The organism is Chamaesiphon sp. (genome assembly GCF_041737865.1).
GTDB lineage: Bacteria > Cyanobacteriota > Cyanobacteriia > Cyanobacteriales > Chamaesiphonaceae > Chamaesiphon.
Map to the genome: position 1 here is coordinate 1 of NZ_JBGSQZ010000118.1, position 17,185 is coordinate 17,185.

At 47.8% G+C, this 17,185-nt stretch carries 7 protein-coding genes; 6 read left to right on the top strand and 1 reads right to left on the bottom strand.

Going from position 1 to position 17,185, the window contains the following annotated elements:
- Positions 1-374 precede the first annotated feature (374 nt).
- Positions 375-569, top strand: a complete 195-nt coding sequence (locus ACEW9J_RS08445; protein ID WP_373544694.1) for a hypothetical protein — start codon at positions 375-377, stop codon at positions 567-569.
- A 5-nt stretch (positions 570-574) separates the two neighbouring features.
- Positions 575-5,560: a choice-of-anchor I family protein gene (locus ACEW9J_RS08450; RefSeq protein WP_373544695.1), complete on the top strand. Its 4,986-nt coding sequence runs from the start codon at positions 575-577 to the stop codon at positions 5,558-5,560.
- Positions 5,561-5,715: 155 nt separating this feature from the next.
- On the opposite strand, the gene ACEW9J_RS08455 is transcribed toward ACEW9J_RS08450, so the two are convergent.
- Complete coding sequence (locus ACEW9J_RS08455; protein WP_373544696.1) at positions 5,716-6,312, bottom strand: hypothetical protein; 597 nt, start codon at positions 6,310-6,312, stop codon at positions 5,716-5,718.
- Positions 6,313-6,915: 603 nt separating this feature from the next.
- Between ACEW9J_RS08455 and ACEW9J_RS08460 the strand changes: the two genes are divergently transcribed.
- The 4 genes from ACEW9J_RS08460 to ACEW9J_RS08475 all read left to right on the top strand — a co-directional run bounded on the left by ACEW9J_RS08460 (position 6,916) and on the right by ACEW9J_RS08475 (position 17,184).
- A complete protein-coding gene (locus ACEW9J_RS08460; protein WP_373544697.1) occupies positions 6,916-10,302 on the top strand; it encodes an alkaline phosphatase in 3,387 nt (1,128 codons plus the stop codon).
- A gap of 441 nt (positions 10,303-10,743) precedes the next feature.
- Positions 10,744-11,409 (top strand): MotA/TolQ/ExbB proton channel family protein, encoded by a 666-nt coding sequence (locus tag ACEW9J_RS08465; protein WP_373544698.1) that lies wholly within the window; start codon positions 10,744-10,746, stop codon positions 11,407-11,409.
- Entirely contained in the window at positions 11,387-11,791 is a 405-nt protein-coding gene (locus ACEW9J_RS08470) for an ExbD/TolR family protein (RefSeq protein ID WP_373544699.1), read from the top strand. Before ACEW9J_RS08465 ends, ACEW9J_RS08470 begins: the two co-directional genes overlap by 23 nt.
- 641 nt (positions 11,792-12,432) lie before the next feature.
- A complete protein-coding gene (locus tag ACEW9J_RS08475) occupies positions 12,433-17,184 on the top strand; it encodes an SdiA-regulated domain-containing protein (protein WP_373544700.1) in 4,752 nt (1,583 codons plus the stop codon).
- The last annotated feature ends 1 nt before the right edge of the window (position 17,185 follow it).

Sequence of the window (17,185 nt, forward strand, 5' to 3'; positions counted from 1 at the left end):
CAAAACTATCCGTAAACCCAATGTTAAGTTGATTATTGCCCCTTTTCCTGAACACAGGCATCCTGACGACCCGTTTTTCTTCCAACCAGCTTCTCAAACTCTCTTGACAGTTAGCTTACAGGCTTAACTTGTCACTGATGCACTACGGGCGTTTATCTCTCGGCGATCGGTACGGCTCCAGATAATCGAATAACGCTCAGAGTCGCTAGCTACCGATCGCGCTCAGATTTTCTAATCGATCGCTCCGAAAAAGGGGATGCGATCGGAAAATTCTCTTTTCATTAGTAACGTTACCTATTAGCACATCTTCTCTAAGTTTAACTCTCATCGATCGTCCAAAAATCTAGCGGTTTCTATCCTTTTGGGAACATCTTGTGACATTATTTACTCCGATCCGCTCTGCTGAAGTGATATATCTCTTACAAGCGATGTTTTTAGATCGAGCAAACAGCGATACGTTCGATGCTGCTGATGCTTCAAGCCGATCGGCTTCCGGCGGTGCGGGTGACGATACCTTTTCTCTCTATACGTTTACTGAAAAAATCCAGATTTTCAACCAAATAATTTAAGACTTATGAATGTCGAACCCTTACAAAGAATTGGCAGTATCACCAGTACCAACGGAGCCGAAATCCCCGCCTTTGATGCCGCAAGCGATCGATTATTTGTGGTAGCTGGGTCGATTATCGAAATTCAGCAAATTAGCAGTACTGGGGCAGTTACCGCCAGTGGTTCCCTCATCGCCGGATTTACACTAACAGCGGGTACCCAAGCACTTCCCAACAGTGTCGCTACCAAGAATGGGATCGTGGCGGTAGCCTACGCCATTCAAAACACCACTACCAACGCGCAACAACCAGGTCGAGTTAGTTTTTATAATGCGGCAACTGGCTCATTTATTAACTCGGTGGTCGTCGGCGCACTGCCCGATATGTTGACATTTACGCCCGATGGTACCAAAGTTTTGGTTGCCAATGAAGGCGAACCCAATAGCTACGGACAACCAACATCCTTCGATCCTGAAGGTTCGGTGAGTATCATTAATATTGCTGGTGGCGTGGCTGCGGCGACAGTCCAGACGGCAGATTTTACTAGTTTCAATAGTCAGGCGGCAGCACTAAAAGCTGCCGGAGTACGGATTTTTGGGCCAGGAGCGACACTCGCTCAAGATCTAGAGCCGGAATACATCGCTGTTTCGCCTGATGGTTTGACTGCCTGGGTAACGCTCCAAGAAAATAACGCGATCGCGATTTTGGATATTGCGACTGGGAAGATTACCAGCATCGCCCCACTGGGAGCGAAAAATTACAATTTACCAGGGAATGGCATCGATGCTAGCGATCGCGATTTAACTGCCTCAACTGGTAAGATTGACATCAAAAATCAGCCCGCATTTGGACTCTATCAACCCGATGCGATCGCGAGTTTTAGCATTGCGGGTAAGGCTTATTATATTACTGCAAATGAAGGTGATGCTCGCGACTACACGGGATTTTCGGAAGAGGCGCGAGTCGGTGCGACCAGCTATGTTCTCGATCCTGTCAAATTTCCCACCGCTGCAACACTCAAACAAAATGCTAACTTGGGCAGGTTGACAGTAAGTACTGCCACAGGAGATACCGACGGTGATGGCGATTTCGATCGCATCGAGTCGTTTGGAGCGCGTTCGTTCTCGATTTGGGATGGGACTGGGAAGCAAATCTTTGATAGTGGCGAACAGCTAGAACAAATTACAGCGGCTCAAGCTCCGACTCTGTTTAATTCTGATGGCACGGCGGCTACTTTTGATACTCGCAGTGACAATAAAGGGCCAGAACCAGAAGGTGTCGTGGTTGGGGTAATTAATAATCGCACTTACGCTTTTATCGGTCTAGAGCGGACGGGTGACGTGATTGTCTATGATGTCACCACGCCTACTCAGCCTCAATTTGTCCAATACCTAAATACGCCTGAAGATCTTGGGGTAGAGGGATTGACGTTTGTATCGGCGGCGGATAGTCCGACTGGAAAACCACTATTGATTACAGCGGCGGAAGTTAGTAAGACAATCAGTGTATTTGAGATATCCTTGGGAGATCGATCCACATTTAGCGCGAGTTTTATCGGTCAAAAGACGTTCCTGACGGGACTAGTACCCACAGGTGCGGCAGGTAAAATCGATGGTGTCGATGTGCCGTTAGGCGGTCTATCTGGGGTGGCTTACGATCCTACTAGCAAGAGCTACTACGCGATTTCTGACGATCGATCTCAATTTGGCGCAGCACGGTTCTACAACTTCACCCTCGATCCGAACACACTCACGACTACCGGAGTCACCTTTAATAGCGTCACCGCGCTCAAAGACTCTACAGGTAAAACTTTCGCCCTCAATAGCCTCGATCCAGAAGGGATTGCTCTCTCTGGTAAAGGGACGATTTTTGTTTCTTCTGAAGGTGAAGTCCGACCCGATCTCGGTGCGAGTCGGGTGACGAATCCGTTTATTAAGGAATTTTCAATTGCTACTGGACAGGAAATTCGTTCCCTGACGATTCCGACTAAATTCTTGCCCAAAGTAGCGGACACGAATGGCAATGGTATCGTCGATACTGGCGATACGCAGACAGCAGGTGTCCGCAACAATCTCGCCTTCGAGAGTTTGACGATTTCGCCCGACCAAAAGACGCTTTATACTGCGACTGAGAGTGCTTTATTCACAGATGGCGCAACCTCGACCGTTGCGGCAGGTACGCAGGCGCGGATCGTCCAATTTAACTTGGCAACCGGACAGCCAGAAAAAGAATACTTATATAATGCTGACGCGATCGCCAAGGCTCCAAATCCGGCGACTGGCGGGGCTGATAGTGGTTTGGTCGATTTACTGGCGATCGACGATAGCGGTACCTTCTTGGCTCTAGAACGCTCCTTTGCGGTCGGTCAAGGCAACACGATTAAGATCTATGAAGTCAAGCTCCAAGGCGCGACCGATATCAGCAAGATCGAATCGCTCAATAGTTTGACTGCGGCGCAATTACAAGCAATCGCCCCCGCGCAAAAACGCCTGCTGATAAATCTAGATGGGCTAAATCTACCCAACAGCGATGGCAATCATCCCACAGGCACAGACAATATCGAAGGGATCGCCTTCGGCCCCAAACTCGCCGACGGTCGCCAATCGATCGTCTTAGTCAGCGACAACAACTTCAGTGCCACCCAGTTCACCCAAATCCTGACCCTGGGCACCGACTTATTACCGACAATTCCGCCTCAAGCGATCGTGCAATCGGCATTCCCAAATGGGGTAGCCAGTGGCGATACCACCCAGACATCCACCGTCCTGTGGACGCTAGCAAATGCGACTGGGACTGTCACCTTTGAATACTCCACCAAGGCTGATTTTAGTTCGATCGCGGGTACCAAGACCGCCACAGCTACCAATCCCCTCCAACCTGTCAAAGTCGATGTCACCGGATTGAGTGCTGACACCAACTACTTCTACCGCGTCACCGATGCCAACGGCATTAAAACTAACGGTAAATTTAGTACGGCAGCGGCACTGGGTCAACAGGCAGGCTTGAAGTTTGGTGTAGCAGGCGACTGGCGCGGTGAATTGACACCGTATCCAGCAATTAGCAATGCTGATACAGCCAACCTCAAATTCTTCATCGAACTCGGCGATACGATCTACGGCGACGTAGCTTCTCCCGCTGTCAAAAATCCTGATGGCACTGAGAAAGCTCAAGTCACCACTTTGGCAGAGTATCGCGCCAAACATGCCGAAGTTTACGGCAGTCGCTTTGGACAGAACACTTGGGGCGATCTACGCGCCGCAACCTCGGTCTTCGCAACCATTGATGACCATGAAGTCACCAACGACTTTGCTGGCGGTCAGAATCTCAATACTTCATCCGCCGCAGCTCAGGCTCTATACGGTGCAACTTCTGGGTTAATCAATGATTCGCCGCTGTATGAAAATGGTCTGCAAGCCTTCCAAGAATTCAATCCAATTCGGGATCTGACTTACAGCACTCCTGGCGATGCCCGTACCGATGGCGAACGCAAGCTCTATCGCGCCAATACCTTCGGTAACGATGCTGCCACCTTCGTCCTCGATGCCCGTTCCTTCCGCGATGTCGAACTACCGGATGTTACCAATCTTGCCGACCAAGCGCAAGTAGGTAAATTCCTGGTCGATTCCTTCGATCCCAAACGGACGATGCTCGGCAAACAACAGGTAGACGACCTCAAACGGGATCTGCTCCAATCCCAACAAGATGGCGTGACCTGGAAATTTATCATGGTGCCCGAACCGATTCAAAATATCGGCGTATTGGCAGCAGCCGATCGATTTGAAGGTTATGCCGCCGAGCGGACAGAAATCCTCAAATACATCAACAACAACAAAATTGAGAACGTGGTGTTCGTTGCCGCCGACATCCACGGCACCTTAGTCAACAACCTGACTTATCAAAACGGTCCAGGTCAGGCTCAAATTGCTACTAGTGCCTTTGAAATCACCACTGGTTCTGTCGCTTACTCCCAACCCTTCGGTCAGACTGTCGCGCAATTAGGCGCAGCTCTGGGCGTAATTACACCCCAACAGAAAGCGTTCTACGACTCATTACCGACGGCAGGTAAAGACACATTCATCAAAGGCGTAGTTGATAACGGTTTGCAACCATTAGGTTACGACCCACTCGGCTTAGACAAAAACCTCTCCCAAGCTAACGGCTTGATTAACGCTAAACTGCTGCAAGGTGATTATGTCGCCACTCACGTCTACGGCTGGACTGAGTTTAATATCGACAAACAAACCCAAAAGCTCACAGCCACCACATATGGCATCGATCCTTACACTCGTGCCGAACTCGAAGCCAATCCCGAAGCAATTATCAACCGTCAGCCCAAGATCGTCAGCCAGTTTGAAGTCACCCCAAATAATGTGACACCACAATTAGTATCGGGTACCGCAGGTGCTGACGACTTAGTTGCTGGGATGACACCAGGATTCGATGGTTTCAACGACTCAGTGTTCACAGGTGCGGGTAACGATCGCGTGGACGTACCGATTTCTGGTGCGAGTGCTGGTAACAACCGGATCGATACTGGCAGTGGTAATGACACCGTTTTTGTAGCTAATGGCGATCGATCCTTCGGCAGCACAGGCGACGATACCTTCGAGGCTAACGATGCTAAAGACTATCGGATCTCGGCTGGTGCTGGTAACGATACCCTGTTCCTCGGTGCCAACGGTCGCGCTTTAGGTGGCGATGGTAACGACAGGTTCTTTGTCGGTGCTGGCGGCGGTAATCTCCTCTCTGGTGGTGCTGGCGCAGACCAATTCTGGATCGCTAATGCCGAAATTCCTAGTGCTGCGAATACGATTTTAGACTTCCAAATCGGTACCGATGTTATCGGCATCCAAGGTGCTAAGAGTTTGGGCATCAGTGCTACCACGCTGAAATTGAATCAAATCGGTGCAGATACTAATATCGACTTTGGCGGTAAAACTTTGGCTGTGTTAACGGGTATTCAAGCTAGTAGCTTGACTTTAGGTAATTCCAGTCAGTTCGTGTTTGCCTAAAACTACAAAGTCCGCTTTCCTGTGTAAATAGACTAGGCACGATCGATAAATGACATTATCGATCGTGCCTAGTTTTTATCTTTGCGTGGAAAGTTTTACCCGACCCAAAATTTAGCGGGAAAAGCTTAGAAACTTACCGATGAGTCACTAGTAACTCACTGGCTTAATATCCACTTGAGGATACCGAAAATTCTCTGTACGGGTGTCACTAGATAATTAGTAGGATCGATCGTTACATCGCTGCTTTCTAATTTAAGAAACTGCCACAGCATACCACTAGTTACACAACCATAGACGGCTGAAATATTTCTATTTTTAAGCTGATTATAGCTTTGAGCAGCCACCATCTCAGCTACACATTGACCCAATCCAGTCTCCAGTTCACCTCGTTTAGCCTCAACTAGCATTAATACCGGAGCATCGATCGTAAATTGATTTTCAGACTTGCTGAAGAGAAAATCACAGAAGCCATTCAAACCCTTTTCATGGTCTACATTAAATTCCTCGCCAGAAAACAATTGAACTTGCCGATCTACCAATCTTCTTGCCTGAACTAAAATTGGGCTAACCAGCAACTCAGACTTAGCTTTTTCAGACTTTGCAACTTCAGCCAGAGAAAATGATTCATCAAAAATAGTTAAGAATTCTGATTGAGGCTCAGAAAGGGGGAAAAGTTCACAAAATCGATTATTCACTAGCTTTAGATCGAATCGGTCTTTTACTAACTCCAAATTAAAATTATTATATGCCATTTCTTTGACCTAAAATTAGCTTAACTCATTCAGTAACTCAACAATAGCTCGCTAATTACATCACTTTGTTAGTCACTATTAGCTCGATCGAATGTAAATAAATTGCTCGATTGCTAACAGTTTATAATCAAAATAATAGACAACTATTACTAACTAAGTATGTAAGTACAATTATTTATAAGATAGATTATACCTGAAACCTAGCTGGTGGGCAGTGCCCACCCTACGCGAGATCTTATATTTAATTACTATTACTAACTAAATACCATCATCTAACCCTGAGTTTTTCAAGAGTTTGGGGCTATTAATTTATAGCCTGTCCTAGATTGAGCTTGGTCGAGTAAACACAATGCAACTCATTAGTAAAATTAATATAACTGTTCAGTTTTACTAATCAAACAGATTGAGATTACTAATCTTTTTATTTTGTTAACCCATATATTAATGATTCTTAACCTTGGTGTGTAATTATAGTTACTGAGATAAAGAATCATTATCGTTCTGTACAAAAACATCGACATATACGAGCAGAAAACTGCTTTTGAACCGCTTGTGACTGAGTCCCATAACATTATTCACTAAATTACACAAATTTGGATCGTCATGCAAACTGGAAATCACGTCATTTTCATTCACCCCGATGGGACTAGCCCATCTCACTATGGGGCAGCGCGTTTTGTTGAAGTTGGTCCCGATGGACGACTAAACTGGGACAAGCTCGACAAATCGGGTGTCTATCTCGGTCACATGGAAGACCAACTGGGCGGTACATCCAACGGTGGTGCTGTAACTCACGCGACAGGCGCAAAAGTCTTTGCCGAATCCTTCGGTTTTGAGAAAGATAATACCGACGTCAAATCGCTGTCTGGCACTAATAAAACGATCGTCGAAGAAGCCAGAGATGCAAATAAAGTAACTGCACTAGTCCAATCAGGTGCCATTTATGAGCCTGGTACAGCCGCGTTTGTTGCTAAAACCAAGGATATTACTAATCCAGATGGTACCAAGACTGTTCCCCGCTCTCAACTAACAGAAATCGCCAAGCAGGTGATTAATTCTGGGGTGAACTTTATCATGGGCGGTGGCGAACTGAACATGATTCCCATCGGTCAGGCGGGTTTTCATGGCACGGCGGCTGAGTACAATACGCTGAGTACGAATACGCTCGTTCGTCCCACTGTAAACTTAATCGATGTGGCGAAGGGATTAGGTTACACTGTAGTTTACAACGAACAACAGCTCCGCGACCTGCTCGATCCGGCGAAGACTCCCGTAACACCTACTAAAGTATTAGGCGTATTCGCACCGATTCATACTTTCAACGATCGACCGGAAGAAGTTTTAGCCGCAGCGAATCTCCCACTGTACAAGGAATCTGCACCGACAATCGGTGAGATGTTGGAACTCACCCAGAAGTTGATGGAGAAACACCCCAACTTCAAAAATGGTTCGATTACGATCGTTGAAGAAGAGGGTGCGGATAACTTTGGGAATAATAATAACGCCGCTGGCACGATCGAAGGTACGCTCCGTGCGGACAAAGCGATCGGCGTAGCTGTGGATTTCATCAATCGCTATCCCAACACTCTACTCATCACCGCCGCCGACAGCGATGCGGGTGGCTTGCAGGTAGTTGATGTCGCCAGTGCCACTACACCTGTAGGCACGGTCAATAACAACCCCACAACTGTCGCCCGTCCCATCCCACTAGATGGTAGAAATGGTGCAGGTACCCTCCCATTCCTCTCCGCTCCCGATGCGAATGGTGATGTATTACCCTTTGCAGTTGGCTGGGCTAGTTTGCCTGATTTTAGTGGTTCGATCGTCTCCAAAGCGCACGGTCTCAACTCGAATAAATTGCCTGCGACGTTAGACAATACGGTCATCTACGAGTTGATGTATGAGACATTATTCGAGAAGGAACTAACCGCGCGCAATCCTGTCCCCACCAAGGCTCCAGCAGCTACCAAAAGTACTGGTAACGTTATCTTTATCCATCCCGATGGTACCAGCCCTTCCCACTACATGGCGTTGCGGAACATCGACAAGGGGCCAGATGGTCGCTTGAACTGGGACAATCTCTCCAACGCGGGGGTCTACCTGGGACACATGGAAAACCAGTTGACGGGTACCTCCAATGCCGCAGCGGTGACTCATGCGACTGGGAAGAAGGTATTCAATGAATCATTTGGGTTTGAAGAGAATAACTCGGTGGTTAATCCGGCTTCTGGTAATACAGGTAAAACTATTCTCCAAGAAGCGATCGAAGCTGGTAAAGCTACTGCGCTGATTCAGTCGGGACACCTTGCCGAGCCTGGTTCTGCTGCTTTTGCTGCCAAAACTACCAATCGCGATGGTAACGACATTCGGGCGCGAGACAAATTCGCCGAAATCATCGAACAGGTGATTCGTTCTGGTACTAATGTGATTTTTGGTGGTGGGGAGCTATATATGCTGCCCAAAGGTACCACCGGATTCCACGTTACTGCGGCGATCGATGCCTCTGAAAGCCGCGCCGAACGCCGTCCGACTACCAACCTGATCGATTTAGCAAAGTCGCTCGGATACACCGTAGTGTACACCGAAGACCAAATGAACCAGGTGGTAAATGGTGCCAATCCTCCCAGCAAGATTCTGGGTGTATTTGCGGCGATTCATACCTTTGACGATCGCACCGAAGAAGCACTCGGCTTGAATACAGCCAGTCCTCGCCCCTTGTATGTCGCGACGGCTCCAACTGTCGGCGAAATGCTAGAAGCATCGCTGAAAATACTCAAACGCGATCCCGACGGCTTCTTTGTTGCCCTCGAAGAAGAAGGTACCGACAACTTCGCCAATAATAATAACGCTGCTGGGACAGTTGAAGCCCTCCGCCGCGCCGATGCTGCGATCGGTGTTGCCAAAAACTATATCGATACCCAAGATGCCAATACCTTGCTAATTACGGCAGCAGATAGCGATGCAGGTGGTCTACAAGTATTCCAGTATGCTCCATACGTTCGCCCTAGTACCCCTACTGGTAACTTTACTACTTCACCCACGCTTCAAAATAGCGAGCCAGTAGTTCCATTCTTTGGCGTTAACCCAACAACTACCAATACCAACCGCGCCTTTTTTGATGGTGCCACTGGTAGTACCGCAAGCGCAGAGTTCCCTTGGACACCATTTGCTGCCAAAAACAGCATTGATGGCCCGATGGGCAACTTTGTAGTAAATTGGGTGGGTACGCCGGATTTCCCTGGTAGTATCGTCTCCAAAGCCTATGGGATGAACGCCGATATGTTGCCCAGCACGGTTGACAACACCGAGATTTACAAAATCATGTACCAAACCATGTTTGGCACTGAGAGCCGCCAAACCCTAGTATCTGGAACTGCGGGTGCTGATGACTTAATTGCTGCCGTGACACCTGGATTCGATGGCGTAAATGACCTGGTATTTACCGGATCTGGTAACGATAAAGTGGATGTGCCAATCGCCGGAACGATCGCTGGGAAAAACCGGATCGATCTCGGTAGCGGTAATGATATTGTCTACGTTGCTAACGGCGATCGCGCTTTTGGTAGTGCTGGCGATGATACCCTCGACGCGACCGATGCCAAAGATTACCGAATTTCTGGTGGTGCTGGTAACGATACCTTGTTCCTGGGTACCAATGGTCGCGCTCTAGGTGGCGATGGTAACGATAAGTTATTTGTCGGAACTGGTGGCGGTAATCTCCTCTCTGGTGGTGCTGGTGCCGACCAATTCTGGATTGCCAATGCTGAACTTCCTACTGCTGCGAATACAATTCTGGATTTCCAAATCGGTACCGATGTTATCGGGATTCAAGGTGCCAAAAGTTTAGGAATTAGTGCCACCACGATTAAATTGACTCAAGTTGGTGCGGATACTTCGATTAACTTTGGCTCTCAAACCTTGGCAATCCTAACCGGAATTCAAGCGAGTAGCTTGACTCCTGGTAGTGCTGGCCAATTTGTCTTTGCCTAACCGCAAAGAAACTTTCCTGTATAAATCTACCAGGCAAAATAAGTAACTAACGTTATTTATTTTGCCTGTTTTTTGATGTTCGATCGTCTTGACCGATTCCTGCTGTTAGGCACAGTGTTAGACTATAAGGAAGTTTGCTCGTGGATACAACAGTCGAGCAAATCTTTACCATTGAGAATGGTTCGTTGGCACAGCCCCTCTGCAAGAGGATCGCTCTTGATGAAATTGGCAAAACTGAAACAATCCCATTGAAAAAAATTATTGAGAATCTTTATCATCTGTGTGATATATTTATTAACTAATTCAATGTGCGATAGATGTCTCGCTTGTTCGATGGAGATAGGCTTCGATGGCTGCTTCACAGAAGATCGAGGCTTGCGGAATGTAAGTCGCACACCGCGTTCGCTAATTTTTAGTCGCTTGATTATTAAGGAGAGATAAATGGGAACAGGTGGAATCCTGGGCATATTTGAAGCAGGTGGCATTGTCATGTATCCCCTGCTCATCTGTTCGGTTTTGGCAGTCACATTAGCGACCGAGCGGACAATTTTTTGGTTAAAAATCTATAAGCGTCAGCGACGGGTTGCTATGGATGTTTTAAACCTATACGAGTCAAATAATATCGTTAGTGCTTTAGAAACACTGAAGAAAAATATCGATTTACCGATCGCCCGAATTTTCTATTTTGCTTTGAAGTTTGACGATCTCACGCCAGAAGAGTTTCGGTTGGCATTGGAAACTGAATCTAAAGTTGAAATCCCGCTGCTGAAGCGATTCAATCATATCTTTGATACGATCGTCGGACTTGCTCCCTTGCTTGGACTACAAGGAACCATCTTTGGATTGATTAAGACTTTTTCATCAATCCAAATTGGAAATCTTGGTGCTACCAATAAAGCAGGTTTGACTGAGGGTATCAGTGAAGATTTAATCGCAACTTCGTTTGGATTGATAGTCGGTATTATGACCATCACACTTGCGAGTATTTTTCGAGGATTATATCAGCGTGAGATCGGCAGGATCGAGGAATATGGCGGATACTTAGAATTATTCCACCGTCGTCATCAACAATCAAAGCAAAACTATGAATTTACCGAAAGATCCTGAAATTCCGGCGCAAATTAACATCGTGCCCTTACTTGATGTGATATTCACGCTGTTGACGTTCTTTATTCTGGCAAGCTTATTTTTAACTAATGCTGAAGGATTACCAGTGAATCTGCCCCAAGCAAGTGCTGGAAAAAAAACAATCGAGCCAGAGCGATTGACAGTCATAATCGATGCTCAAAGTCAGTTGAGTCTAAACCGCAAACCAACAACGCTTGATGCTTTGACCGAGCAAATTCGTGCCTCAGTCAATCAGAAAAAAACCGTCTTAGTCGTGATTAATGCTGATGAAAAAGCAAATATGGGTTCAGCCGTTGCGGTGATGGATCGGGTGCAACAAATTCCGGGTGCAAAAATCGCAATCGCAACTCGTAAAAAGTAGATCGTTATCAATGATATCCGCAAGGTATCGCATCAATAAAAGAAGACATGAATATCCGAACAGGGGAGAGATGAAATCGATCGAAAGACATCAGTAAAATAACCCCCTACTTTTGTCAGCACAGACTGATGCCCGCCATTTCCAATTGCGTTCGCGCAGCGTTGCGCCAGCAAATCGTTACTTTGCGATCGCTTTGTTGCCATTAAGCCAGCGATCGCGGGCAAATATTCTGACGATCTCTAGATTTGTTAATTTGTTCTTAATCTATCGATCGAGCAAGCTTAATATTAGATTATCTCAGTAGTGCTATCATTTTGGTAAGAAATTATTAGCTAAATAAAAATTGATAATGTATAGCAACTTAATGGCGATCGAACTATCTATTTAACATTATTTTGCAACAAAAACGTCAGGGAGAGCTTGGGTGCAAGGTTTCAGAGCTGCTCTCAATATTTTCAAATAGCAAATATAGCACAGATAAATTTAGTTTATCTAGTTAGAAGTTGCTCCGATCGTAAATTACGACACTCTATTTAGAGCAAAGTCGTGGTTTAAGTTGACATGCAATTTTTAAGTTTTCGATCTGCCCTCATCTTTACAGCCGATCGCAGTTTCTAACCTTTATTCACATTACCTAAATTATGGCGATCCGGATTACTGAATATTCCTATACTGCCGCTAATGGCGAATTTTTTGAGCTAACCAATACTGGTACCACCCCGATCGATCTGACGGGTTGGAGTTTTGATGACAATACCCGCACCGCTGGTTCATTTTCGTTAACTGGTTTAGGGATTTTGAATGCTGGTGTATCAGCCATCGTCGCCGAAGCTGCTGAAGCGACTTTTCGGACAGCGTGGAATATTCCTACTGTCAAAGTCCTTGGTGGCTCCAATCAACCTTTGGGACGTGCTGATGAAATTAATATTTACGATCCTAGTGGTGCATTGGTCGATCGATTGACCTACAACGATGAGACGATTGCAGGTTCGCCGCGTACCCAAAACGTCAGTGCGTGGACGGAAGTTGCCAACCTCGGCACAAATGACACGACCAAATGGAAGTTGTCTGTCGTTGGCGATATTCAAGGTTCGGTAACTGCCACTGGTGGCGATGTCGGCAACCCCGGACGTTATATTACGGCGACAACTCCCCCCGCATTAGCTGGGATTGACTTGTCTACTTATACCCGCATCGGTCGCTACGATCTGCCCGAACCGACTCGGACTACAGCACCTGCTGGTAGCTTGCTGGCGCAGGAAGTCTCCGCCGTGACTTACAACGTGGATACCGACACGTTATTCGTCGTTGGCGATGGGAGTAAATCGATCGTGCAAGTGGACAAGACGGGGAAATTAATCGACTCGATGACCTTAGCTGCGGGGGGTAGTCCCCAAGGTACGGAATTTTACGATCTCGAAGGTTTAACCTACATCGGTGGTGGTAAATTTGTGATGGTCGAAGAACGCGATCGCCAAGCTGTTTCGTTTACTTATGTCAAGGACACGACCCTCACTAGAGCCAATACCCAAACCGTCAAACTCGGTACCACGATCGGCAATATCGGCATTGAAGGGATTAGTTACGATCCGCAGACGAATGGCTACATCGCCGTTAAGGAAGAATCACCACAAGGCGTATTTCAAACCACGATTAATTTTGCAGCGGGTACTGCTAGTAATGGTGCGCCGACTACTGTTAACTCGACTAATCTCTTCGATCCAGCTTTGGCGGGGCTGTCCGACTTGGCGGATGTGTATGCCTTGTCAAATGTCACGGCTCTCAATGGCCAAGCTGATGCTGGCAACCTGCTGTTACTCAGTCAAGCCTCCGGCAAAATCGTCGAAGTCGATCGCACTGGTAAAATCTTGAGTTCGTTAACGATCGCGACAGATGCTGGTAATCCATTATCTGTTGCCGACCAGCAGCATGAAGGGCTGACTGTGGACAAAAATGGCAATCTGTACGTTGTCAGTGAAAATGGTGGCGGTAGTATCGATCGACCCCAGCTTTGGGTCTATGCACCGTCTACAGGTACTCCAAATCCAAACCCAAATCCGACACCAACACCGACCCCAACCCCAATACCAGCTCCAGCACCCAATCCAAATCTGTTCATCTCCGAGGTAACACCTTGGGCGAGTGGTAATGCTCCTTATGCTGCTGACTGGTTTGAAGTCACCAATACTGGTACCACTGCGGTGGATATCACTGGCTGGAAGGTCGATGACAACTCCAACTCCTTCGCCTCAGCGGTCGCCCTCAATGGTGTCTCTAGTATCGCACCTGGGCAATCGGTAGTATTTATTGAAGCTACCGACCTCGCCGCCGCCAAAACTGCCTTCCAGACTGCCTGGTTTGGCAACACTGTTCCTAGTGGCTTGACGATCGGGAGTTACACTGGTGCGGGCATCGGTCTGAGCACTGGCGGTGACTCGGTAAGTCTCTATAATGCCGCTGGCAGCCTAGTTACAGGTATTAGCTTCGGTGCTAGCCCAACAGCTTCCCCGTTTGCCACATTTGATAATAGGGCTGGACTCGGTGGGACTACAACCCTACCAACTATCTCTACTTTGAGTGTGGCTGGGACTAACGGTGCCGTCCTCGCTGCTGACAAAATTGAGATTGGTTCTCCAGGTTCGATCGCCAGTACAACTACACCATCTCCTACAGGTATGTTTAAACTTCAACTGCTACATTTTGCCGACCAAGAAGCGGGCGTTCCCGCCCTAGAAGATGCGCCGCGTCTGTCAGCAGTCCTGAACGCGCTCAAAAATCAAGATGGTAGTGATGCGGATACCGCGCCCGACTTTCCGAATACCCTGATCCTCTCCTCCGGTGACGCTTATATCCCTGGTGCTTTCCTCAATGCCAGCGAATTCGCCTTTGGTGGACAGGGACGGGCGGATATCCTGATTCAAAATGAACTGGGCGTACAAGCGATTACCTTTGGGAATCACGAGTTTGACTTGGGTACAACCTTGGTTGCTAATTTATTGAAACCAGGAGCGGCAATTGCCGCAACTGGAACGCTGCCCGCTTTCCCCGCCTATCCTGGTGCAGCGTTCCCCTATCTAAGTGGCAACCTCAACTTTGCCCCCGATGCTAACCTTGCCCCCCTAGTTACCGCTGACGGTCAAGAAGCCAGTAAAATTGCTGGCAAAATTGCAGGTACTACTTTTATCAGTGTTAACGGTCAAAAGATTGGGATCGTTGGTGCGACTACGCCGACACTGCGGAATATTTCTAGTCCTGGCAATGTAGCAGTTAGTCCGGCTACCTTTGGTGGTACGCCTACGGCTGGCGAACTCGATGCCTTGGCTGTAGTGATTCAGACCGATGTGGATGCGCTGCTAGCTGCCAATCCTGACATGAATAAAGTCATTGTCATGGCGCACATGCAGCAAATCTCGATCGAGACAGAGCTAGCCAAACGGTTGAAAAATGTCGATATCATCATGGCTGGCGGTTCAAATACCCGCTTATTTGACAGTAATGATATCCTCCGCGCCGGAGATACCAATCAAGGTCAGTATCCGACATTCTTGACAGGTGCTGACGGTAAATCGATCGCCTTGATTAATACTGATGGTAACTATAAATATGTCGGTCGGTTAGTGGTCGATTTTGATGATAATGGGAATATCGTTCCTACTAGCTACGATCCAATTATTAGTGGTGCTTACGCCACCGATGCTGCGGGAGTTGCTAGACTCAACGCTCAAGCACTAGTCGATCCCGAAATCCAATCGATCGTCAATAAGCTCAAAACCGTCGTCGCCTCTCAAGATGGCGCGATCTTCGGAAATACCACTGTCTTCCTCAATGGTACCCGCAATGATGTCCGCACCCAAGAAACCAACTTCGGGAATCTTAGTGCTGATGCCAATTTAGCGATCGCCAAGGCTCTAGATCCGACTGTCAGTATCTCCATCAAAAACGGTGGCGGGATTCGCGACAATATCGGGGTCATCACTTTCCCCACAGGCGGTACCAATGCCAGTGATGCCATCAAATCACCACCATCAGCCAATCCTCTAGCAAATAAAGCCGCAGGTGATATCTCCCAACTGGACATCACCAACTCCCTCCGCTTTAATAATGGCTTAACCCTAGTCACCCTGACAGCGGCACAACTCTTACAGACAATCGAACATTCGGTCGCCGGGACTGCTCCAGGTGCCACCCCCGGACAATTCGGACAGTTTGGTGGGATTAAATTCAGCTTCGATGCGACTCGTCCGGTTGGCGATCGCGTTTTATCCCTAACCGTAGAGCCAGAAACTCCAGGCGGTATCCAACAGGTAGTCGCCCAAAATAGTGAAGTCGTCGGCAATCCCAGCCGCACCTTCCGCGTTATTACCCTCAATTTCTTGGCAAGTGGCGGCGACAATTATCCCTTCCCAGCCTTCCAAACTGCCAATCCTACCCTGTTCGATCGAGTAGACCTGCTCGGCGAAACCGATACCAATAACAACGGCTTTGAGCCAATCGAAGACCTCAATGGTAACGGCAAACAAGACACGGCACTAATCGAACCCACCAGCTTCCGCAAGGCTAATTTTGCCGCCTTCGGTTCCGAACAGGATGCCCTAGCCGAATACCTCGCCAAGAATTTCCCCAATTCTGCCAAGCCATTTACCCAAGCCGATACCGCTCCCGCACTAGACGAACGGATTCAAAACCTCGCCGCGCGGAAGGATACCGTCATCGCGCCGCCGCCTGTCAATCCCACTAGCTTAGTTGCTGGTACAGCAGGTGCTGATAATTTCATTGCTGGTGTGACACCAGGATTCGACGGTATTAATGACATCGTATTCACAGGTTCCGGTAACGATAGCGTGGATATCGCGATCGCGGGTGCCCTTGCTGGTAACAATCGCGTCGATCTCGGTAGCGGTAATGACATAATTTATCTTGCTAATGGCGATTCTCTTTCAGAGACGCTCCGCGAACGAGCTTTCGGCAGTGGTGGCGATGATATTTTTGAAGCGTCGGATGCCAAAGATTACCGAATTTCTGGCGGTGCTGGTAACGATACCATCTTCCTGGGCACCAATGGTCGCGCTCTAGGTGGCGATGGTAACGACAAGTTATTTGTCGGTACTGGCGGCGGTAATCTCCTCTCTGGCGGTGCTGGTGCCGACCAATTCTGGATCGCTAATGCCGAACTGCCATCTGCTGCGAATACGATCGTTGATTTCCAAATCGGTACCGATGTTATCGGGATTCTCGGTTCCAAGAGCTTGGGCATCAGTGCTACCACGCTGAAATTAAATCAAGTTGGTGCGAATACCGACATCGATTTTGGCGGTAAAACTCTGGCCATCTTGACGGGGATTCAAGCTAGTAGCTTGAATCTAGGTAATTCCAGTCAGTTCGTGTTTTCCTAAT